The sequence below is a fragment of the Nodosilinea sp. P-1105 genome (assembly GCF_012911975.1).
GTDB lineage: Bacteria > Cyanobacteriota > Cyanobacteriia > Phormidesmidales > Phormidesmidaceae > Nodosilinea.
In genome coordinates this window covers 21,140-42,960 of record NZ_SMDQ01000027.1, presented here as the reverse complement: position 1 = coordinate 42,960, position 21,821 = coordinate 21,140, and the positions used below count along the sequence as shown (strand labels likewise).

General features: G+C 55.5%; 21 protein-coding genes. 10 read left to right on the top strand and 11 right to left on the bottom strand.

Features of this window, described 5'->3' with window-relative positions:
- Positions 1-282 precede the first annotated feature (282 nt).
- Positions 283-657: a hypothetical protein gene (locus E1H13_RS13135; RefSeq protein WP_169613872.1), complete on the top strand. Its 375-nt coding sequence runs from the start codon at positions 283-285 to the stop codon at positions 655-657.
- On the opposite strand, the gene E1H13_RS13130 is transcribed toward E1H13_RS13135, so the two are convergent.
- The 4 genes from E1H13_RS13130 to E1H13_RS13115 form a co-directional block, all read right to left on the bottom strand.
- On the bottom strand, positions 654-1,061 hold the full coding sequence (locus E1H13_RS13130; protein WP_169613871.1) for a DUF4346 domain-containing protein: 408 nt from the start codon (positions 1,059-1,061) through the stop codon (positions 654-656). The genes E1H13_RS13135 and E1H13_RS13130 overlap by 4 nt on opposite strands.
- A gap of 81 nt (positions 1,062-1,142) precedes the next feature.
- Entirely contained in the window at positions 1,143-2,315 is a 1,173-nt protein-coding gene (locus E1H13_RS13125) for a GNAT family N-acetyltransferase (RefSeq protein WP_169613870.1), read from the bottom strand.
- 73 nt (positions 2,316-2,388) lie between these two features.
- Positions 2,389-3,087 (bottom strand): RibD family protein, encoded by a 699-nt coding sequence (locus E1H13_RS13120; protein ID WP_169613869.1) that lies wholly within the window; start codon positions 3,085-3,087, stop codon positions 2,389-2,391.
- Positions 3,088-3,284: 197 nt separating this feature from the next.
- A complete protein-coding gene (locus E1H13_RS13115; protein ID WP_169613868.1) occupies positions 3,285-4,073 on the bottom strand; it encodes a DUF2993 domain-containing protein in 789 nt (262 codons plus the stop codon).
- Positions 4,074-4,568: 495 nt separating this feature from the next.
- Here E1H13_RS13115 and E1H13_RS13110 point away from each other — a divergent pair, with 495 nt between their 5' ends.
- The 4 genes from E1H13_RS13110 to E1H13_RS13095 all read left to right on the top strand — a co-directional run bounded on the left by E1H13_RS13110 (position 4,569) and on the right by E1H13_RS13095 (position 8,397).
- Positions 4,569-5,825, top strand: coding sequence for a DUF4912 domain-containing protein (locus E1H13_RS13110; RefSeq protein ID WP_169613867.1), 1,257 nt, complete (start codon positions 4,569-4,571; stop codon positions 5,823-5,825).
- A gap of 134 nt (positions 5,826-5,959) precedes the next feature.
- The gene (locus E1H13_RS13105) at positions 5,960-6,691 is read left to right on the top strand and encodes a 2-phosphosulfolactate phosphatase family protein (RefSeq protein ID WP_169613866.1); all 732 of its coding nucleotides are present in this window, start codon (positions 5,960-5,962) and stop codon (positions 6,689-6,691) included.
- Positions 6,692-7,096: 405 nt separating this feature from the next.
- Positions 7,097-7,855, top strand: coding sequence for a 16S rRNA (uracil(1498)-N(3))-methyltransferase (locus tag E1H13_RS13100; protein WP_169613865.1), 759 nt, complete (start codon positions 7,097-7,099; stop codon positions 7,853-7,855).
- Between the two features lie 86 nt (positions 7,856-7,941).
- Positions 7,942-8,397 (top strand): transcriptional repressor, encoded by a 456-nt coding sequence (locus tag E1H13_RS13095; RefSeq protein ID WP_169613864.1) that lies wholly within the window; start codon positions 7,942-7,944, stop codon positions 8,395-8,397.
- Here E1H13_RS13095 and E1H13_RS13090 read toward each other — a convergent pair.
- Positions 8,394-8,852 carry a hypothetical protein gene (locus E1H13_RS13090; RefSeq protein WP_169613863.1) on the bottom strand — a complete coding sequence of 153 codons (459 nt, stop codon included), beginning with the start codon at positions 8,850-8,852 and terminating at the stop codon, positions 8,394-8,396. The genes E1H13_RS13095 and E1H13_RS13090 overlap by 4 nt on opposite strands.
- A gap of 650 nt (positions 8,853-9,502) precedes the next feature.
- On the opposite strand from E1H13_RS13090, the gene E1H13_RS13085 reads away from it, so the two are divergent.
- Positions 9,503-10,099: a tetratricopeptide repeat protein gene (locus E1H13_RS13085; protein ID WP_206070446.1), complete on the top strand. Its 597-nt coding sequence runs from the start codon at positions 9,503-9,505 to the stop codon at positions 10,097-10,099.
- 58 nt (positions 10,100-10,157) lie between these two features.
- Here E1H13_RS13085 and E1H13_RS13080 read toward each other — a convergent pair whose 3' ends face one another.
- The 4 genes from E1H13_RS13080 to cimA all read right to left on the bottom strand — a co-directional run bounded on the left by E1H13_RS13080 (position 10,158) and on the right by cimA (position 14,388).
- Positions 10,158-10,373, bottom strand: a complete 216-nt coding sequence (locus E1H13_RS13080; RefSeq protein ID WP_169613861.1) for a hypothetical protein — start codon at positions 10,371-10,373, stop codon at positions 10,158-10,160.
- A 337-nt stretch (positions 10,374-10,710) separates the two neighbouring features.
- Complete coding sequence (gene tatC / locus E1H13_RS13075; protein WP_169613860.1) at positions 10,711-11,505, bottom strand: twin-arginine translocase subunit TatC; 795 nt, start codon at positions 11,503-11,505, stop codon at positions 10,711-10,713.
- Between the two features lie 78 nt (positions 11,506-11,583).
- Entirely contained in the window at positions 11,584-12,465 is an 882-nt protein-coding gene (locus E1H13_RS13070; protein WP_169613859.1) for a RodZ domain-containing protein, read from the bottom strand.
- 270 nt (positions 12,466-12,735) lie between these two features.
- Complete coding sequence (cimA, locus tag E1H13_RS13065) at positions 12,736-14,388, bottom strand: citramalate synthase (RefSeq protein WP_169613858.1); 1,653 nt, start codon at positions 14,386-14,388, stop codon at positions 12,736-12,738.
- A 310-nt stretch (positions 14,389-14,698) separates the two neighbouring features.
- Here cimA and E1H13_RS13060 point away from each other — a divergent pair, with 310 nt between their 5' ends.
- From E1H13_RS13060 to E1H13_RS26895, 3 genes are all read left to right on the top strand, one after another.
- Positions 14,699-15,760, top strand: a complete 1,062-nt coding sequence (locus E1H13_RS13060; RefSeq protein ID WP_206070444.1) for a serine protease — start codon at positions 14,699-14,701, stop codon at positions 15,758-15,760.
- 255 nt (positions 15,761-16,015) lie between these two features.
- Positions 16,016-16,249, top strand: a complete 234-nt coding sequence (locus E1H13_RS13055; RefSeq protein WP_169613857.1) for a hypothetical protein — start codon at positions 16,016-16,018, stop codon at positions 16,247-16,249.
- Between the two features lie 192 nt (positions 16,250-16,441).
- Entirely contained in the window at positions 16,442-18,082 is a 1,641-nt protein-coding gene (locus E1H13_RS26895) for a serine/threonine-protein kinase (RefSeq protein ID WP_206070442.1), read from the top strand.
- A gap of 210 nt (positions 18,083-18,292) precedes the next feature.
- On the opposite strand, the gene E1H13_RS13045 is transcribed toward E1H13_RS26895, so the two are convergent.
- Together E1H13_RS13045 and E1H13_RS13040 are read right to left on the bottom strand one after the other, a co-directional pair.
- Positions 18,293-19,423, bottom strand: a complete 1,131-nt coding sequence (locus E1H13_RS13045) for a spermidine/putrescine ABC transporter substrate-binding protein (RefSeq protein WP_169613856.1) — start codon at positions 19,421-19,423, stop codon at positions 18,293-18,295.
- 487 nt (positions 19,424-19,910) lie between these two features.
- Entirely contained in the window at positions 19,911-21,026 is a 1,116-nt protein-coding gene (locus E1H13_RS13040; RefSeq protein ID WP_169613855.1) for an ABC transporter ATP-binding protein, read from the bottom strand.
- A 206-nt stretch (positions 21,027-21,232) separates the two neighbouring features.
- Between E1H13_RS13040 and E1H13_RS13035 the strand changes: the two genes are divergently transcribed.
- Entirely contained in the window at positions 21,233-21,820 is a 588-nt protein-coding gene (locus tag E1H13_RS13035) for a hypothetical protein (RefSeq protein WP_169613854.1), read from the top strand.
- The last annotated feature ends 1 nt before the right edge of the window (position 21,821 follow it).

Sequence of the window (21,821 nt, the reverse complement as noted above, 5' to 3'; positions counted from 1 at the left end):
CAAAAGGATTCCGAGTTCCGGCTAGATTCGTGAATTCATTACATGACCGGTGGCTAAATCCTTAAATCATGAACTTTGTGTATGTCATTGGGGCCAAGGGGCTGTGCCAGGGAAACCTGTAGGCCTAGTCACGCCATCCGAATAAAATAGAGGGATACGCCACCCTCGCGATTGAAAACAACAACACCGCTGGGCAAACAAAGTTTAAATGATTCAGGAGACGCAGGAAGATTGATTGAGTTGAGTCTAGGATAAGTAGCGAAAACTAAAAACAGGCGTCATATGGACTCCATTCAAGAGCAAGTCGTGGTTTTGACTACTAAAGTTGACGCGCTGCACCAGATGATTGATCAAATTAACAGTCAGGTCTCCACTGTTTTAGCTTCAGGCTATCCATCATCTAGCGATATCAGTAACTTTAAGGTGGGGCAGCCAGTCAACCGATACACTCCAAAATCCAATCCCAGTCTGCTAGACACCGTCTGTGAGCACAAAGATATTCTGGTGGATAGCAGCTACCTAGATCTAGAACGGCAGAATAATGAGGCCAACATTTCTCAGGATGTGCAGATTCAGCGCCTGACGGCCCAGCTCACAGCCGCTTACCACCGTATTGCCGCCCTAGAAGAGCAGTTACTCGCGGCCCGTGTCCATTAGTCCTGAATGTAGGGGGCGTTGGTGTTGAGAGCAGCCTCTGCTCGCATAAACTCCCGCCCTAGATAGGCGGCATGATCGAGGTAGCTAATCGGGCAGGGGGTGCCAGCATCTTCGAAAATGGCGATACACAGTTCTTTGGCCGTGCGGCCGCTGTAGGTGTGGGTGGGTACTCGTTCTACAGGGCCTCGCACGGGCAAGGGTTTGCCGGTGACTGGGTCGCAGGCGAGGCCTTTTTCGTTAATCGTGTTGGCAAAGTGTTGGGCGTAGATTAAGCCCTGGGTGTTATCGACATAAATTAAAAAGTATCCCCCTGGGTCCAGGGCGATAAATCGCTTAGACAGCTGATCGTCTAACGCCTGACGTTGGACGTTGTCTAAGGGTTGAGGGGTAGGCGGTATCGTCATCACAAAAGTGGGGCTTAGAAGGTGCACTACAAACCATAGGGCGTGGCCTTCTATGGTATCGCACGGTATCGCACTTGCTCCCTAAGGCCGTTTCAAAGGCAGCTCGGCATTAATGGCGTCGATTTCTGTTTGCTCTAGCTGATTGACTTCAGCAATATAGCGAGTCAGCAGGGTTTGTAAGCGGGGCTGGTAGAATCGGTGCAAACTATAGTTGCCCAGGGCTGGAAAGCCTCGTCGCTTTTTGTGCCGCCCCCCAGCCCCGGGGTCAAATAGATCAATGCCATTGGCGATCGCCCACTCGATCGGCGCATAGTAGCAGGCATTGAAGTGCAAGTTGTTCACCTCCACCCTAGAACCCCAGTAGCGACCATAGAGGCGATCACCCTTAGTCAGGCAAAATGACATACCAATCGGATCGCGATCGTCGTCGTCATAGGCGGCGAAAAACACCATACGATGGCGATAGTTATGGTGCAGCAGCTGAAAAAACTTGCGGCTGAGGTACTTACTGCCCCACCAGCCAAATTTGTCGCAAGTGTCGCCATAAAAGTCGTACATCAGGTTGCACAGGGGCTTACTGATGGCGTCGCCAGTCACCGCCTCTAGCCGCAGACCCGCCGTAGCCATCGCCTTACGTTCCCGCTTGATATTGCGTCGCTGGTTGGCATTGAATTGACTCAGGTAATCATCGAAGTCGTCAAAGTTGTGGTTTTGCCACACGTAGCTGTGGTGCAACCACTGGGAAAAGCCCAACTGGGTCATGGTCGCCCGCCATTGGGGATCGACGTAGAGAAAATGACAGCCCGAAATATTGTTGCGATCGCAAAATCCATCAATCGCTTCTACCATGGCCAGGGTCACAGCCGCTTCATCTTCCCCTGGGGCAATTAAAAAACGATAGCCCTCCGCTGGGGTAAAGGGGGACATGCCCAACAACTTCGGGTAGTACTGCACCCCCAACCGCTCCGCCAGGTCAGCCCACTGATGGTCAAACACAAACTCACCATAGCTGTGGCCCTTCAGGTACAGGGGGGCTGCCCCTATCAAGGTCTTACCCCGCCACAGGGTCAGGTGGCAGGGCAGCCAGCCCGCATTCGCCCCGACGCTGCCAGAGCGCTCCATATTGTGCAGCCAATGCCATTCCAAAAACGGCGTCACCAGGGGCTGAGCCAACTCATCCCACAGAGCCTCTGGTACCTCCTCAATGTGGCGAATCCAGGTGGCAGTCAGCGGCGGCACAGACGGATAGCCCATAGATCATCAGCCAGTAAGGAACAAGGATTATTGACTAGGGTAAAGGAATTTATCCCTGCCTGCAGCTCAGCCTTTAACCGTCAGGTGGCAAAACCCGATAGTGTAAAAACACTTCGTCCTCCACTGTTCGATGGGACAACAGTTTCAACCGAGGGGCCACAGCCGCTAAAAACCCAGGTCCATCCACCGGGGTAGGGGCGGTGACTCCCCCCAACAGCAACGGACAAAGGGTGAGGTAAATTTCATGCACACAGCGGCAGCGCAGCAATTCTGCCGTCAGGGTGCCCCCGCCCAGCAGCGCCAGGGTGTGTATTCCCTCCTGTTGCAGCTGAGCTAGCAGCCAAGGCCAATCCCAGGGGTGAGTGCGCGATTCTGGCATCACCCAAATGCGCTGAAACTGCTCTGAATCCCAGTTGCGGGCCCCCATAGCCGTGGTGATCAACCCCCGGGGGATAGGTTGCCGAAAAAACTGAGCTTGGGGGTCCAACTGACCCGAGGGGGACCAAACCATTTGTAAGGGCTGAGGCGGCTTTCCCCCTTGTTGTCGCTGAGCCAATAGGTGCGGGTGACGCACGGACAAGGCGGTGCCATAGGCCCGCAGGGTACCCCCCCCAAACAAGACCCCGTCCACCGCCGCCACCCGCTGTTCTAAATGGGCCAAATCTGCCGACGACGAAAACCGAGCCGCCCCCCGCTGGACATCGGCAATTTTGCCATCCAAGCTCATGGCTAAAACCAGGGTGGTGTCAGGAATGGGTGCTGGGGCAGACATTAGCTAAAGAACGAAAAGAGAAGACAGAAGAACGCAGACACCCCCAGTGTACTGACCGCTGACGACAAGCTCAGGCCGAACGACAGCGACCCAAAATGAGAATTGTTGTGAGCAGAATCAGCATTGGCATCAGGGAGCAGGGCTACTGTAGGGTGGGCTGCGCCTGCCATTGGAAAGCCTATTGTCCAGCCGTTGCCTTAGGTGGCGGCGATCACCTGGACCGTGCCCTCTAGGGTAATGGCGGCGGGGGTCACTGTCAGGGTTTGAATATCGGTTTCAGGGCCTAGATCAAACCTCACATCGTCTACAACTATGGGGTTCGCTGCCCCAGAACAGGGGTCAGGTGGCTGCAGGGTCAGGGTTGGTTGTTGCAAACATAGCCAGCGCCCATCCACCAGGGTTAAGCGGGCTTCCATGGCCAGAAACTGATCAGCCGCCACGGCCCAGACCAGGGTGCACTGATCAGCCCCCAACTGTATCTCCCGAATGCTGGGGGTCGATTCTCGAGTAGTCGATGCCACAGTCGACCACTGATTTAACTCAGGGCGACTGTGCCACAGCCGTTGCAGCAGGTCTTGCAGCCCATCGCCCAGCAACGCCGAGCCTAAGGACGCTTGTAAATCGGCCGCTTGCACCGCTATCTGCCCACTCACCGGGAATGACCGCAATAATTTCAGGGGCTTGCCTCGCACTATCTGCCCCAAATTGACATAGATATCGGTGGCCGCTACAGTCACCTGGCTGACGTGCAACCCCCGATAAATCGCCTGCTGGGCTGACGCCGTCACCTGGGGCACATGACCCGACAAAATCTGGCGATCGCTACCGTTAACCCGAAAATCAAGCCCTTCAATATGGTCCAGCTGGGTCTGCAACCAAAGGCGAATCGCCGGAGACAGGATCCGGCTAATCAGACGGCTGCCTCGCCCGGAGGTCACTGATGAAGTCGAGCGGTTATCCGCAGAGCTAATCGAGTTGGACGGCATCGATCATCAAATCCTCAAGGAATGCGTAGGCTGGATATCCTTCCAGACTTTAACAAAGATGTCGCACACACCCCGCCGAGATCAAAATGTTTTTAATTCATGACGTAAATACACTCACGGGGATCAAAATGTCATGATATTTTGACATTTTGATCCCCGAACCCCTTAATCCTCGCTGCAATCACCAGAAAAGCCTTGATAGAGGGTTGATCCCAGCTTTCTTTTTTGTCATAGTACCTGGCAAAGATTGATCCCCGCCTTGGCTCGGGGCATCCATCTTAGGTGATTGCAGAGGACTTTTGGATCCCATTGGTCTCATTGCTCCAGTTTGCAGCTTGTCCACAGGTCAGTTGTTGGGTTCCCATCTGTTTGACTTCCAACTCTTTAGCCGTAGGGTGGGCACTGCCCACTACTGGGGAGAACGTTTTCTAGAGGTCACCCTAGGGCTCAGCGTTTAGTTCCAAGTTGTTCAGTTCCCATAGGAGAAGCGTGTCTATGTCTCAGCCTCGTCCCCCCCTTGAAGAAATGACACTGCGGCAACTCCGTAAGGTTGCCAGCGACTATGAGGTCTCTCGCTACAGCCGCATGCGTAAGACTGAATTGATCGCGGCTATTCAGGCCGTGGACGCGAAGCGGGTTCAGGAGCAGGTGCCCCCCGCTGCGGCCCCACCCCAAGCCGCCACCACCCCAGCCGCCGCCCCGGCTATGGCGCCAGCCCCAACAAATACCCTGGCTAGCGTGGATGATGGCCTGGCGGATTTACCCGGTGGCTATGGCGAAAGTCGGATTGTGTTGATGCCCCGTGATCCTCAGTGGGCCTATGCCTACTGGGATGTGCCCCAAGACCATAAGGAGGTGTTGCGGCGGCAGGGGGGCGCCAAGCTGGCCCTGCGGTTCTACGATGTCACCGATATTGACCTCACTTACCAAGCGCCCCATAGTTTGCAGCAGTATGAATGTGATGAAATGGCACGGGAGTGGTATCTGCCAATTCCAGTCAGCGATCGCGACTACGTGGCTGAAATTGGCTATATCACTAACGATGGCCGCTGGCTGGTCCTCGCCCGTTCCCTGCCGGTTCACATTCCCCCGGTGTACCCCTCCGAATGGGTCGAAGACCACTTCATGACCGTTGACTGGCAGGCTGACCTGCGCGGTAAGACGCTGATGTCCCTGAAGCATCCCAGTCAGCGCCTCAGCGACCATGGCAGCCCGATCTACGACAACATCTTTGCCATGACCCAGGGGGCCGAAGCCCAGCGGGTAGCCGGATCTCTGTTTGGCTCAATGCAGCATGTGCCCGGCTCAGTGATCAGTTCCTATGCTTTGCCAGCGGCACCGGTTAGTTCCTATGTCTTCCCCTCCGGGGCTGGGCTGTGGGCTGTGCCTGGGGCTGTGCCCGGTATGGTGCCCAACATGTCTGGGTTGACCATGTCTGGGGTTGGCTTTTCGGCCTCGGCCCCACCGATTCGCCCTCGCCAATTCTGGCTAGTGGCTGACGCTGAGTTGATTGTCTACGGTGCCACCGAACCCGACGCCACCGTTACCATCGGCGGCAAGCCGATCAAACTCAACTCCGATGGCACCTTCCGCTTCCAGATGTCCTTCCAAGATGGCAATATCGACTACCCGATTATGGCCGTCGCCGCCGATGGTGAGCAGACCCGATCCATCCATATGACCTTTGATCGGCAGACCCTCTCCCGCCGCACCAACACCAAAGAAGATGCGGTGCTAGAGTGGCTGCCCTAAGTCGTCCGTTTGCTTAACGCAGAATCACCTGTCGAGGAGTACCCCTTGGGTGCTCCTTTTTTTGGTAAAAAGGGTACGGCTCCCCGCATAGAATGAAACATTGGTGATCCGTACTAGGTTGAGACTCTCCAGCTGTGAAATTATTTCTGTACCACACTCCCGAAGAAGTGCCCGGCGATGGCAGCCCAGCTTGCGCCGTGGCGATTGATGTGCTACGGGCCACCTCCACCATGGCGGCAGCCCTTGAGGCTGGGGCTGAAGCCATCCAAGTGTTTAGTAATATTGACGACCTGCTGTCTACTGGTGCCAGTTGGCCTGCGGATAAGCGCCTGCTAGCGGGGGAGCGGGGTGGTGCCAAAGTGGATGGGTGCGACTTGGGCAATTCTCCGCTCGATCACTCTGCGGAGCGCTCCCAGGGAAAGCGGTTGTTTATGAGCACCACCAACGGTACCCGCTGTTTAAAGCAGATCGAACATGCGCCGATGGTGATTACAGCGGCCCTGACCACCCGCCAGGCAGTGGTCGACTTTCTGCTCCACCATCAACCCGCCACGGTTTGGCTGGTGGGTTCCGGCTGGGAGGGCACCTATTCGTTAGAAGATACAGTGTGTGCTGGAGCGATTATCCACGGGGTGATTGCCGCCACAGGCCAAACGTTTAAAGACCTAGCCGGTAATGACGCGGCGATCGCATCTGTGAGTCTATATCTGCAATGGCAGGACCAACTGCTAGATTTGATGCACTACGCCAGCCATGGGCAACGACTACTGCGCCTAGATAACGAAGCCGACCTCAAATATTGCGCCCAGTTGGATGTGCTAGATGTTGTGCCGATCCAACAATCCCCCGGGGTACTAAGTCGCTAGCACCAGGAAAATCAATCAGGCAGAACCTTTGGTGATCTACAGGAAAGATTTTCCCTTAACGTAGGCTGGGCAAAGGGTCTTGCCCGTGCCCAGCTGGGCTATCGGTCGCTGGGCAAAGCTTGCGTGCCCAGCCTACGGAGGTATTTTTTCATCCAAAAGTCGCCTTAGAGCCTGCACCAACCTTCTAGCTGAAAACGTTTGTCAACAATTCGTAGGGAAAGGGACAATCACAAGAAAACTTCATGTTTTTTGGTTGTTTCCTTACGAAACTTAATTTATAGTTGGCTTGAACCGTAGGGTTCTTATGTAGACGGTACTATACAGAACACGTTATATCGTAGCAATGGCTCTCAATCGATGGGTTGGGGGCCATTACTATGGCATCTTAGATTTTAGGACTTACCCGTGGCTCTACCCCGTGTGATTGTTGCCCCTGATCAGGTTACTCCCGATCAGATTGCCCTCACCCAAGACCAGCAGCACTATCTTCACCGGGTGCTGCGGCTAGTCACTGGGGATCGCTTTATTGCTCTAGATGGCCAGGGACAGCAGTGGGTGGCTCAACTTACCACCACCCCTGATACCGCCGCCATCGTTAACACCCAGCCCCCCCTACAGCCATCAACCGCCCCCATTACCCTGGTAATGGCCCTACCTAAGGGCAATGGCTTTGACCAGGTGGTGCGCCAGGCGACGGAACTCGGGGTAACAACAATTCAACCGGTGATTAGCGATCGCACCCTACATCATCCCAACCCCAAAAAGCTAGATCGCTGGCGACGCATTGCCGCCGAGGCCACGGAACAATCTGAACGACTGCAATTGCCTCAGGTTTTGCCTCCCCTACCCTGGGCCGACTACCTACACCAGCCCGGGGAAGGGTACCGCTGGCTGTGTGTGGCCCGCTGCGGTGAGCCCCACCTACTAACCGCCCTGCAAAACTGCCATAAGCCCCTACCCATAACCCTGGCTATTGGTCCCGAAGGGGGGTGGACAGCCGCTGAAATTGACACCGCGATCGCCGCAGGGCTACAGCCCGTATCCTTGGGGCCACGCATCCTGAGAGCTGTTACGGCCCCCCTAGCGGCCCTGGCCTTAATTACCGCCGTACAAGATCTTTCTGCTGACTTTGCCGCCGCCCGTCTTCGGACTTATTCTCAATAAGAAAAATCTATTGCAAACAGCCATCAAAATTCGCTACTATTCTCAACAAGGGTAGATTATTGAAATTCCTTGGGAGGATTTGAGCTATGGCAGCATATACTCCAACAGCTCTAAAGGCAGAGCTCAATGAGCGAGGCTGGCGCATGACTCCCCAACGGGAAACCATGCTCAAAACCTTTCAGAACTTACCCGAAGGCACTCACCTGAGTGCTGAAGATCTCTGTGACTTGCTTGACAAAGAAGGGGAACCCATTAGCCTATCCACGATTTATCGCAACTTAAAGCTAATGGCTCGCATGGGAATTCTGAGGGAACTGGAGTTAGCTGAGGGGCAAAAACGTTACGAAATTAACCAACCCGCCCCTCACCATCACCATCACCTGATCTGTGTGCGGTGCAATAAAACCATCGAATTCAAAAATGACTCGGTGCTGAAGGTGGGGGCAAAGACGGCAGATAAGTCAGGCTATCACCTGCTGGATTGTCAGTTGCTCATCCATGGTATTTGCCCCCCCTGTCAGCGTTCAATCATACCGACTTAGAGCACTTCATGGGTATATTTGTGCTGCTTAACGTTGTCAGCTAGCGACACCTTACGCTGACCATTCAACACCCGCTTCTTTTCCACTGAGAAGTTAATATCATCCCGCAGGGTACCAAGGGGTAATAAATTGATGGCCTGGGGGCGGGTTTGGTAGGTGCGGGCCGCCGCCAAAAGCCGTTCTTCAAAATCTAGACAGGGTTGAGCCACAGCCACTTTGTCGGTCGAGAACCCAGACACATCTAAGGCTAAAGCTTGGCCTAAAGTAGTGCCACAAATAGCGCTGTAAGAGGTGGCCACCCCTTTAAATACCGCCTCCAAGTAAGCGGAAGGCACTGGCTCGAATACCTGGATTTCTTCCGTCTCACCATCTTGCTGGCGGTAGCAGGTGGCCAGGCCCAAGGCCACGTAACTATCGGCCGGAAGGGAAACCGTCTGGGCGTTAGCTTGAACCATAATCCTTGGCATGAATAACAGCAACATTGAGAGCGTGTCGATCGCCGCCACAAGACGGGTATCTTCTTGACCGCATCCACTGTTTTGAATTCTAGCGGCTAGGTTCAGCAGGACTTAGGTCCACCCCTCAGAACTGTCACAAAACAAAATCTCCTCCCAGAGAATTTAACGCTGATTCATGAGACCTAAAGAAACTACATAAGCCATCTGCGTACAAACCCCGAGAAAACCAACCAAATCCCACTTAAGCCAGAACCCCCCCCGAGAAATCTACGTCCTTTTGCGGTTTAGCCAGCTTTAGGTTGGTGGGAGTATGGCAGTACATCAGGCATGATTGATATCCCTTATGCCAATTCATGTCTGGATAAGTCAGGAATCTTGCTGATTTATGCCCTAGTGCAAGACAACCCAATAACTGCCACACCCATGGCCTGGATCAATCCACTATTAATGCGACTCTATAGCCAGAAATCGCAGGATTACCTCTAACCCTGTCAGCGATGGACTATCGAGCCGGTTAAGCACACCCGTAATCGACAGGACCAATCATGGACATCTACCAACACCCTAGGCGCACAGCAACGGCAACGATCACCGCTCCTGCCCCCAACCCCGGCAGGGTTGCGGTTAAGCCAGTCAGGCCATTACCCATGGCTGTCCCCGACAATGTAATCAGCCAATCTGCCCATCGCGCTATTCAACGCCAGCAGTATGACTGGGCCCTAGCCCTGTTGGACCAGCTGATTGACCGGCATCCCCAGCGAGCCGCCTACTACAGTAACCGGGGGCTGGTGCAGTTGTGGAGTGGCCATCACCAAGCGGCGTTAGCTGATTGCAGTCGCGCCATTCAACTCGATGCCAGTCTAGATCAGGCCTATAACAACCGAGCCAGTTGCTATGTTGCCCTCGGCCAAAAGATGAAGGCCGTGGATGACTATGAGCAGGCCATCGATCTGAACCCGTTTAATATCAAAGCTCGCATTAACCTGGGGATCACTCTGCGGGATTTGGGAAATTGGGATGGCGCCCTGGCTCAATTTGAAGAGGCGTTAATTTTTCATCAACTACCGGACTTTGTTTACGCTGAACGAGGCCGCACCTATCACCTACGGGGTGACTGGAACTGTGCGATCGCCGATTACCAACGAGCCCTAACTGCCGCCAGCCTGGAACCGTCCAGCCTTCAGCGACAGCACATGATAGAGCGGGTGCAGCGGTGGACAGCAGCATTACTACCTGCAGCCTAAGCCATTACAGAAATCTCCTCGACAGACCCCTAGGGTTGTCGCAGCCCTCCGCCTGCAATTAGTCAATCGTAATGGATTGAGGCCCATCGCCATTGCGATGATTGTCGTGGTCGCTGGTCATAATGCTGGGGTTAACCCCCTGCTTCGCTAGCCAGGACTTAACGGGGTCGTCGTTTAAGCTTAAGCGCAACAGACCAGAGGCCAGTCCACCCAGGAAAGGTACAGGATGGCTGGCAAGTTCTCTGGCGAAAGGAGAAAGTTCGTCTAGAAACATAGGGGTTTAATCAGTGACGTCTGCTAGAGCCTTGGTACAGTATGTCAAGATCCCAGGGTTCTTGGGCTGATTGGCCACGTTTTTTGGGCATCCAGGGACAGAACCCTGGGATCTGAACCGGCGTTTTAGAGCCTTGGTACAGTCGGCCAAGATCTCAGAGTGCTTGCCTAGAGTATTGCTCCAAACATTATTACAGTATGCCAAAAATCCACAGCTTGCTGCCCCTTGGCTCACCGTTTTGACATAAACCCGATCTAAGTCCAGACCTGGAGTTTTGCCTGGGGGACAACTCTAGATCCCGAGCTGGACTTGGGATAGTCCCTTTGCCAGGGACGGACTAGCGGCCAATGGCCTTAACCATGAAAATGCCACCAAAGTAAAGAAATAGCACCGCCCCCCCGAGTAAACTTTGGGTAATTGGGTCCGTCGATGGTGTCAGCACTGCCCCCAGCACCGCTGCCCCCAGTAACACGTAGCGCCAACCCGACAGCATTTGCTTAGAGCTGACAATACCCAACAGTCCTAGCAACAGCTGCACCACTGGAATTTGAAAGGCTAGACCGGTGCTAAACAGCAGCAGCAGCACAAACTCGAAGTAGCGATCGATGGACCACAGCTGTTCCACCACGTCGGCCCCATAGCTGATAAAGAAATTCAGAGCCGCCGGGATCAAGGCAAAGTAGGCGAAAAACAGCCCAGCAAAGAATAGAACACTGGACCCTAACACCAGCGGCCCAATCAGCCGCCGTTCGCGTCGGGTCAGCCCTGGCAGCACAAACAGCACCACCTGGTAAAGAATAAACGGGCTGGCGATAACAATGCCGCTATAGCCTGCCACCTTTAGGGAAACAAAGAAATACTCCCCAGGGGAAAGCTGTAAAAACTTCGCTCCTTGTGCCGGAATCTCCAGCAGGGTGACAATGCGATTGACTTGCCAAAAGCACAGGATAATCCCAGCCAAAACGGCAATCAGCGAGTAAAAAATGCGCATCCGCAGTTCTTCCAAATGGTCGAACAGGGACATTTCCACATCGTTGGGGACTTCGTCCAAGTCAGCCTTGGGGTTGGCGGTGGCACCGTTGGGGCTAACCGTCTGGGTCTCGGCGGTATCAAGCTCGGTGGGCGGTGTCATAGGCGTGGCAAGTGGGCTATGGACGCAATGGTTTTATTGTAGAGGAGCGATCGCTCCCACGGCTCAACCTGGCTGGGCTTAGGGAGATGTTGCCAGGGTTTCAGCCCCCGACTCTGGGGTCAACGTCAGGGTGCGCACATCCCCAGAGTTGCCGAGTTCCACCGGGTCATCCCCATTTACCGACAGCTCTACGCCCCCAGCATTGCCAGTGGTAAAGACGAGGGTATCTTCAGCCGTCCAGGTTTCCTCAAACCCGATTTCGGGGGTGCCTTCGTAGACGTTCGAACCATCAGCCACGACGCTCAACCAAGCCCGCTCGCTCAACCGGGCCGTAACCACAATCGGAGCCTCCAAGGGAGCAGACTCCACCACCACGGTATCCGCTGACGCGGCGTCATCCTCTCCCTCAGCCATGCCTACCCCATTGGCTTCCGTGGCTGGGTCAGTGGGGGTACCCGCTACCGGGGAGGGATCGGTGCGGCCAAATAAGGCCCACAGGCCAGCGATGAGTAGCAGGGCTACAGCCCCAAGCCCCAACCACCCAGGGAGCGAAGACTTAGATTTAGGAGTAGAACGACGAGCCGTAGTTGGCGCAGGGGCCGCTTTTTCCAAGACTCGGATGCTGTGGCGGGTTTTAGGTTCCACTACGCCATCAGTGTCAGCGTTAACCAAGCGTTCAGGACTGGGCAGCACGTCCACCGGGGTAACGGCAAATTCCTGGGAAATGCCTTGGCCGTCAAGCCCTAGCGCTTCGGCATAACGACGGATGAAGCCTTGAATAAACACTGGTTCAGGCAGGGCATCATCGTTTCCTGTTTCCAAAGCATGCAGCAAAGCCGGTCGAATAAAAACTTGATTCGCCAAAAGGTCTAGGGATAACCCTTGCTCTTGGCGCACCTGGCGCAGGTAAGCCCCAATATTTTGGAGCTGTTCGACTTGGGTAGGTGCTAACTTAGCCACGGAACCTCACTGAACTAGGCTATGGGCCATAAGCCCGAACGAAGATATTCTAATGGGAAACGGCTGATAACGTTGCGATGAATATTGCGTTTTAACCCAGACTAACTTACCGCTGTCCCTCCGGGAGGGGAACAACCCCTGCCTACTTTGACCAGCTCAGGACATCGCCTGGGGTCACTGCGCGAGCAGTACAGGCTTTGTAGAGAGGGATAGTTAAGCTATCAGCCCAAGCATGACTCTTGTTCGAACTCGGGGCAAGCTCGGATAAGGTTAGAGGGCGTAGTCTGAGGCGATCGCGCAGAACAGCGGCTTTGTCTCCAACATCAGACCATATTCTAGCCCCTCGGTAACCGCCTGATAAGAGGCCTCAATGATGTTGGTGGATACCCCCAGGGTAGTCCAGCGCTGGTAGCCATTGGTGGATTCTACTAAGACCCGGGTTTTGGCCGCTGTACCGGCGCCACTGTCAATAATTCGTACCTTGTAGTCAGAGAGGTGGAAGTTGGCGATCGCCGGGTAGAAGGTGGTCAGGGCCTGGCGCAGGGCATTATCCAGGGCTGCCACCGGCCCATTTCCCTCGGCAGCGGCCAAAATGTCTTGCCCATTGACGGCCACTTTGATGGTAGCTAACGACTGGCTGTTGTGGTTAGCGCCATTCCCCTGGCGCTGGCAATTAATCTGAAACCCCTTCAGGTCAAAGAAACAGGGCCGTTCCCCCAAAGACTCCCGCATCAACAGCTCAAAACTAGCCTCCGCTGCTTCGAACTGATAGCCGTCATGCTCCAAGGTTTTGAGTCGATTGAGCAATTGACGGGAGGCCGGATTTTGACGATCCAACGTCAACCCAAAGCTGCGAGCCTTGACCAGCACATTGCTCATGCCCGCCTGATCAGACACCACAATCCGGCGGCTGTTGCCCACGGTAGCAGGATCAATATGTTCGTAGGTTTTGGGCTCTTTTTGCACAGCGCTGACATGGATACCCCCCTTGTGGGCAAAGGCAGAGCGACCCACATAGGGGGCATGGTCGTCGGGGGCGAGGTTAACCACTTCACTGATAAATCGACTGGTTTCCGCCAGGGTTTCTAGGCGGGCTGGCGCGATGCAGGGGTACCCCAGCTTCACCTGCAAGTTGGGGATCAAGGTACAGAGGTTGGCGTTGCCGCAACGTTCCCCGTAGCCATTGATGGTGCCCTGGACCATGGTGGCCCCCGCCTCGACGGCGGCCATGGCATTGGCTACCGCTGTACCGCTGTCATTGTGGGTGTGAATGCCCAATTGGGGGCCGGGGCCGGGCCGGGTCTGGAGCCAGGTGTGAACGGCGGCTGCGATCGCCCCCACATCCCCGGGCAGAGTACCGCCATTGGTGTCGCATAGCACCAGCCATTCTGCCCCGGCATTGGCGGCAGCCGCTAGGGTTTGCAGGGCATAGTCAGGGTTGGCCTGGTAGCCATCAAACCAGTGCTCGGCATCGTAGATGATCCGGCGCCCCTGGCTTTTGAAGTAGCGAATCGTGTCATCAATCATCGCCAGGTTCTCGGCCAAGGTGGTTTGCAGCCCAGTGGTGACATGCAAATCCCAAGACTTGCCAAACAGGGTAATCCACTCGGTGCCTGCGGCTAACACGGGCTGTAGCATGGGTTCTGCGGCGGCTTGCCTACCCGGCCGCCGGGTGGCACAAAAGGCAGTTAGTTTAGCTTGGGCCAGGGGCGCTTCTTTCAGTTGCCAAAAAAACTGCACATCCTTGGGGTTGGCCCCCGGCCAGCCCCCCTCAATAAACGGTACCCCCAGGGCATCGAGCTTACGGGCAATGCGAATTTTGTCTTCAATGGACAGGGCTAACCCCTCTCGCTGGGCGCCATCCCGCAGGGTGGTGTCGTAAATTTGGATGGAAGCCTTTGCCTGTCCGTTACGCTGAGCCATAGGGTGCCAAACTATCGGGTTGAATCAACATCTGTCCAATTACTTAGCTTACCCGCACCGTTAGGCTCCCTTGGAAGACCCCCTAGCATAGTGTTATAAAACGTAGATATTTTTTGTACGGCGGGGAAATTTTAGTGCCTGCCGGGTCAACCTCAGATGGAACCTTGTTCTAATAGCCAACATCAAGCCAGTCTGGCGGTCGTCAAAGATGACCCGCACGGGTAGTGTGATTGCCATGGGGTCCAGGGCTACAAAGGATGAGAGTTTCCCCACGAAACTTTCTACCTAACGCCTAGGAGCGTAATTACTTATGACAACCACTTATTTAGACGAATCTGTGGGTGAGTCTGTGGAGTTGGAAGGCATTGCAGAAGGTTATGAGCCTCCCTTTGTTAAGGCTGCCTTTAATGACAGTGACGAGGATGCTGAGACATCCAGTAATGGCTTGATTAGCCAGGATCAAGCGGATGTTGCTGAAGCGTTTGTCGGTGTTGATGGTGCAGCGGTGACGGATGGTAGTCGGTTGGGTTTAGAGACTGTCCCTGGATTTGATCAGAGTGTTCTCTATACGTCCCGCCAAGAGCAAGTAGAAGCCCGAGGCGAAGACAAGCTGCTCGATGTCTGGTATGCCGACCTAGACGATCCGATGATTGGGGCTTTGCTGCGGCAGCCCGATTTTTCTAGCCTGGTCCAGGAAGTGGTCATCGGCACTGATGACCGCATTCAAATTCAAAATACAACCAGCTATCCCTGGCGTACCATTTGCAGCTTACGCATTACCGCCCAAGATAACAGCCAATGGATTGGGACTGGTTGGTTGGTCGGGCACCGTACTGTGATTACCGCTGGCCACTGTATCTACATCCATAGCCGAGGCGGATGGGTTAAAGAGGTGGAAGTGATTCCAGGCCGCAATGGCTCCAGCCGTCCCTACGGATCCTGCCGGTCGTCTAACTTACGCAGCGTTAAAGGCTGGACGCAAAACCGTCGGCGTAGCCACGACTATGGGGCGATTATCTTGCCCCAAACCTGTCAGTATGGTCAGCAGTTGGGTTACTTTGGCTATGGCAACTACAGCAATAGTAATCTGAACAACCTGCATGTCAATTTATCGGGCTACCCTGGCGATAAGCCCACGGGTACCCAATGGTGGCATGCCCGCCGCATTGAGCGAGTCACGAGCCGCACCCTGGTCTATAACATCGATACCGCTGGGGGTCAGAGTGGTTCGCCAGTCTGGCGGCTGCTGAATGGCAAGCGCTATGCCGTGGGAATCCATACCAATGGCTCTAGCTCTGGTAACTCGGCGACCCGCATTACTAAGCCTGTGTTCGACAACATCCAGAAGTGGAAGGCAGAAGGGCAGTCTTAGCGATCGCCCTAGGGCCGAGGTTACACTGCTAACGTCGGCCCAACGTACATTGACAGCTACACCCATGATTTGGATTGGCTTATGTTAACTACTGCCCCCTTCATCGGGAGAGTTGCTGGCAGAGTGGCTTGGTTAAGTGGTCTATGCTGGATGGTAGGAGCGGCCCTTTTATTAAGTTGTCAGGCGCCTTCCTACGATACCTTGCCCCCTTTAGACGATTCTGCGGCCCATGTTCCTGCTTCTGATGATTCAGCCATGACAACAATTACAGGAGAGATTACTGAGGTGATGGAAAGTTGGCCACTACAACTAGTGGTCATGACCCAAGCTGGGTCATACGATATTGCCCTAGAGGCGGAAACGTCAGTTACTCGTGCCGGGCAGGCGGCTACAGCCAATGATCTGTCCCCAGGTCAGCAAGTGCGAATCACGGGAGTAACCTCTGAACCTGGTCAGGGACTAATTGCTCACACCATTGATATGTTGTAAGTCCTGGGATTGGAGATCAGGCGATCGCTACCCACCACCGTTCAAACTGCACCCTCCCCCCCCACCCAAGCTGGTCGTCACCAAGCAAACTTAGCTTAATCAGCAGGTGCAACAGAAATAGTCTGCGTTCGTCAGTCATCTATACTGTGTGCTCAGCACTCTGTGCTCCGTTGACTGCTTTCATCTAAGGCCATGCCCAGCTTGCCCAATCTATCCCCAGAGTCAAAGCCCATAGGGGGTCGCTATCGGCTGATTCAGCCCCTGGGGGCGGGGGGATTCGGCCAAACCTTTAGTGCCCAAGATTTGCACCTGCCTGGCCACCCCCTCTGTGTGGTCAAACAGCTACAACCCCAGGTCACCACGGCTGAAGAGTTGCAGGTGGCCCGGCGGTTGTTTGACACCGAAGCCCAGACCCTCTATCGGTTGGGCTCCCACCCGCAAATTCCTGGGTTACTGGCCCACTTTGAAGAAGACCAGGACTTTTATTTGGCCCAGGACTTTGTCCAGGGGCACGCCCTTGACCATGAACTGGAGGCGGCTCCCTGGTCAGAAGCGCAGGTGGTGACTTTTTTAGGAGATTTGTTGGGCATTCTGGCCTTTGTGCACCACCATGGGGTGATTCATCGCGACATCAAGCCGTCTAACCTGATGCGCCGCCATCGTGACAACCGGATTGTGTTGATTGACTTTGGCGCTGTGAAGCAGGTCAGCACCCAGGCCACCCACCTGCGATCTGGCCTCAGCCACACCATTTCCATTGGCACCCAGGGCTACATGCCCAGTGAACAGGTGGCTGGACGGCCTCAGTTCAGTAGTGATGTCTATGCTGTCGGCATGGTAGGCATCCAGGCGTTGACGGGCTATGCCCCCAGTCAGCTGGTCCCTGACCCCCACAGCGGCGAACTGGACTGGCAGCCCTATGCTCCCCATGTCTCTGCCCCTCTGGCAGCAGTGCTAGACACCATGGTGCGCTATGACTTTCGCAGCCGCTACCGCACTGCCGCTGAAGCTCTGGCCGCCCTGCGGGCCTTGCCCCCTGCGTTGAGCCGTTACATTCCTTCCGAAGCTGGGATTGGGGGAATTGCGGTGCCAACGCCCGACACCCAGGCCCAACCGACGGTGGCGGTGGGGCGCTCCCCTCAACCGACCCAGGCTACGGATGTTCACGCTACGGATGGGCGCTTAACTGGCCAACGACAGAGACAACCAGCGACAGCGTTGTTATGGCCCCTGACAGGGGTGGCGATCGCGGCGGTTGTTGCTGTCGGGCTACTGGTCTGGTCTTTCTGGCGGTTTACGGCGACAGACCCGGCCCCAGAGTCCCCTGAGGTGGCAGTTGATTCAGGCGAGGAGTCTGAGCTGGAGACCGAAGACACTGCCCCACCCCTGTCCCCTGAGCCACCTGAGCCTGAGCCTGAACCGGAGCCGCCTGAACCTGAGTTAACCACTCCCCCAGAGCCGGCTCCCGCAGACCCATCTCCCCCGGATCCGGCCCCTAGTCCTGACCTGACCCCGGCAGCGGCCCAGGCCACGGTGACCACGTTGTACAACCATGTGTCGAATCAGAATTGGCAGGCGGCGCGATCGCAGTTTGATGGGGCCTTGGCCCAACAGTTTGATCCCAACTTCTTTGCCCAGTTCGATCGGGTAACCGTGGAAAATCTGCGGGTGACCGATCAAACCAGCGATCGCATCGAGTTTCTGGGCGAAAACACCTACGTTTACCCTGACGGTTCTACCCAGCGGGAAGAGCGCACCTTTACAGTCCAAACCATCGACGGTCAGCCCCGCATTGTGGCCTCTAGCTTTCGGCGGGTGATAACGCCCCGTTAGTACAGAAAGGCAGAAGGCAGAATGGGAACCATTCTGTATCCCTAACCTGAAGAAAGGGGTTTTATCTGGTTCCCGTGCCCTCCATTTTTCTATAAGTGCCGAGGTTCTGGTTTGGGGTGGACTTGACAGCTACCGAGTGGTGGGCACAGCCCACCCTACGAACGCGACGATTGCCGACTTAAAGTGGGGATCTGCTTTCTCGAAAATCGCCTAAGCACTGGTGATTTCGGTCCAATACTGGTCAAACAAATCGTTGCTAGCCAGATCGATAGACTGGATTCCCTCACTTCTGGCCAAAATATCATCGTCGGGATACAGGTCAGGGTTAGAACGAATCTCCTCGGGTAGGCGCTCGAACGCCGCCTGGTTGGCCGTCGCAAAATATAGGCGCTCTACGGCAGCCTGGGCCACCTCTGGCTCCAGCAAAAAGTTGATCCACTGGTAGGCGGCCTCCGGGTTTGGGGCGTTAGCCGGAATTGCCATGGTGTCAGTCCAAAGAGACGAACCACTGGCTGGGATCACAAACTCAACATTGTCCCCTTCCAGGGTAAGGGCGATCGCATCGCTAGAGTAGCTCATGGCCACGCTCAAATCCCCCGCCAAAATCTCGCTTTCAAACCCTGTGGTCTGAAACGAGGCGATGTGGGGCTGGAGTTCCAGCAGCCGCTGGTAGGCTGCCTCAATCTCAGCCGGGTCAGTGGTGTTATAGGAATAGCCCAACGACTTCAGGGCTGCCCCCAGGGTTTCCCGCATATCGTCAAGCAGGGTAATGCGGCGAGACAGGGCCTCCTGATGGTCCCACAAAAAGTCCCAGTCAGTGGGGTCTTCGGGCACCACATCCCGATTGTAAAGCAGGCCCGTGGTGCCCCAGTTAAAGGGAATGCTGTGGGCATTGTTGGGGTCGTAGGCTGGGTTCTGCCACTGGGCCTTAAGATTCTCCAGCCCCTGCAGGCGGCTGTGGTCAATCGGGGCCAGCATGCCCAATTCCACCATTTCCGACACCATATAGTCTGACGGGTAAAGCAGGCTATAGGCACTGCCACCCCCCGCCTGCATCTTGGTCAGCATGATTTCGTTGGAATCAAAAATGTCAACCACCACTGGAATGCCAGTGCGATCGGTAAATTCTGCGGCCAGGGCATCGTCAGTGTAGTTGGCCCAGGTATAGATGTGCAGAGCCCCATCTCCGCCCCCCTGCCCGGTTGGACCGGCCAGGTTTTGCCGACAGTTGCTCAAGGTTAACCCGACGGTTGCCGCTGCGGCCCCCTGCAGGAAACGCCTACGGGTTGGCCTGGGGCCATAGCGACGAGGGTTAAGGCGTGGTGGTTGGTAACGTGCCATAGTAGTATCCCCAATGCAGCTGGAGCCAGTTAACCAGACTTAGATTTCTGAACCCATACAGGTGAGCTAATGCGTCTTTGAAACCATAAGTCTTTAACCAGAGTAGCGGCTGATCACCCTGGCAACTGCACCCAGGTCAGGGAAATTTAAATTAAATACGGACACCCAGGTCTGCCCCTACGCCATCCCTCATTCATCCGTTTACCAGCGTTTCCATTTCCCCCCCCGGGCGGACACCCAGGTCCGCCCCTACGTCATCCCCCCATTCATCCGTCTACCAGCCCCACTCCTCGACCGTAGGTTCCGGCGGGACTTGAGTGACCAGGCGATCGCCCTAACCCCAATCGCCTAACCCACCCTACGAATCCAAAATCCAAAACCTTCCCCACCCTTCGACTCCGCTCAGGGCTCTGCCTCCCCATCTCCCCATCTCCCCATCTCCCCATCTCCCCATCTCCCCATCTCCCCATCTCCCCCATCTCCCGCCTTACAGAGCCAAACAATCCTCCGCTTGCCAATGGACGTACACGGGTGCCTCTGGGGCAATGGTGCCAGTGGCCCGGTTGGGCTGGAGAACCGCCAAAACATCACCGGAGGTAAGGCGCACGGTGCAGTGCATGTGGGTGCCCAGGTACATGACATGGCTGACCTGACCGGCGTAGCAGTTACTGTCTGTGGTGGGGGCGGTGGTGCTGAGGTTAATTTTTTCTGGGCGCACGCTGACCACCACTGATTGACTTGGGGGGGTATGCTGAGGGGGCTTAGCCAGCACCTGTAGGCCACTCTGGGTGACTACCTGTACCTGGCGGGCATCTTGCTGTTTTACCTGACCCGGCAACAGGTTAGTGTCGCCAATGAAGTCGGCTACAAAAGGGGTACGGGGGCGATCGTAAATATCGCTGGGGGAGCCAATTTGCTCAATTTCCCCCTGGTTCATTACCGCAATGCGGTCTGACAGGGATAGGGCTTCTTCCTGATCATGGGTGACCATAATGAATGTGATGCCTAACTGCCGGTGCAGGTTAGCCAACTCTAGCTGCATTTGCTTGCGCAGTTTCAAGTCCAGCGCCCCCAGGGGCTCGTCCAGCAACATCACGGCGGGACGGTTGACCAACGCTCGAGCCAGGGCGACCCGCTGCTGTTGCCCCCCGGATAGTTGGGCGGGGTAGCGATTTGCAAAGGCGTCCATTTTGACCAGACGTAAGGCATCGGCGACGCGATCGCGCACCTGCCCGGCCCCCATGCGCTTAATTCTGAGGCCAAAGGCAACATTATCTTTAACGGTCATGTGGTCAAACAGGGCATAGCTCTGGAATACCGTATTCACCGGGCGGCGGTGGGGCGGGGTATGGCTCATGGCCACCCCTTGAATCATCACATTCCCAGCGGTGGGGGTCTCGAACCCAGCAATCAGGCGCAGGGTAGTGGTTTTGCCACAGCCAGAAGGCCCCAAAATGCTAAAAAACTCCCCTCGCTGCACCGTCAGGTTTAAGTTTTGTAGGGCCGTATCGGGGCCGAAGGTTTTGATCACCTGTCGTAGTTCAACATCAGCCTCTGTTGCCAATGCCCCAACCCCAACGGTGGGATAAGCAGTTTGAGCCATAAGGCAGTGCCCTCGTGGTACCCCTGATATGGGGAGTGCAACAATTTCCTTTTAAGAATTGTTTCCTAAAAGGCGTCAGGTGGGTTGACCCAGCTGATCAAAGCGTCCTGCTTGCCGCTGGCGATCGCCTACACCATGCCTATAATTTACCCAGACTCGGCTTCTAATGCACCTGAATTAAGACCGCTCCTGGGGCGGCTCTCAAAATGGCTTCATCGTTTGTTCCTGCCAATCGTTATAGGCTCCATCGTCACAGAACCCGTCCCTTGGTGGCGGGGCTGACCATCCTGACCTTAGGGTTAGGGGGCTGCTGGTGGTTTCCTTTCTCAGACGGTCCGCCAGAAAGGCCGCCAGAAAGACCGATAGAAGGGCCTGCAGACGCCCCTTCCGAAACCCCAACCTCCTCAGACCCCTCTCCAGATTCCCCTGCCGCCGAAGCCCCGGCCACAGCGCCAACAGCATCAGAGGCTCCCCTGCCGGATGATCTGGTGCAGAAGTGGGAGCCCCTGAGTAACGTGCTGTTGACCTTTGGCCCAATGACTGTGACCCCTAACCAGGTGCAGTGGGGCAGCGGCCAAACCAGCGATTACACGGTGATTAGTGCCGATGATGGCTACGTATTGGCCCTAACGGATACTCCCAATCTTTACGACACACCAACCCCCTATATTCGCCTGATTCCAAAAACCAGCGAAATGGGTGAAACAACCGCTGTAGAGGTGGCTTTTTATGAGAGCGAAGCCAGTCTGCAGGCCGGGGAGTACATTATGTACGGCTCTTATTTTTTGAACTGAA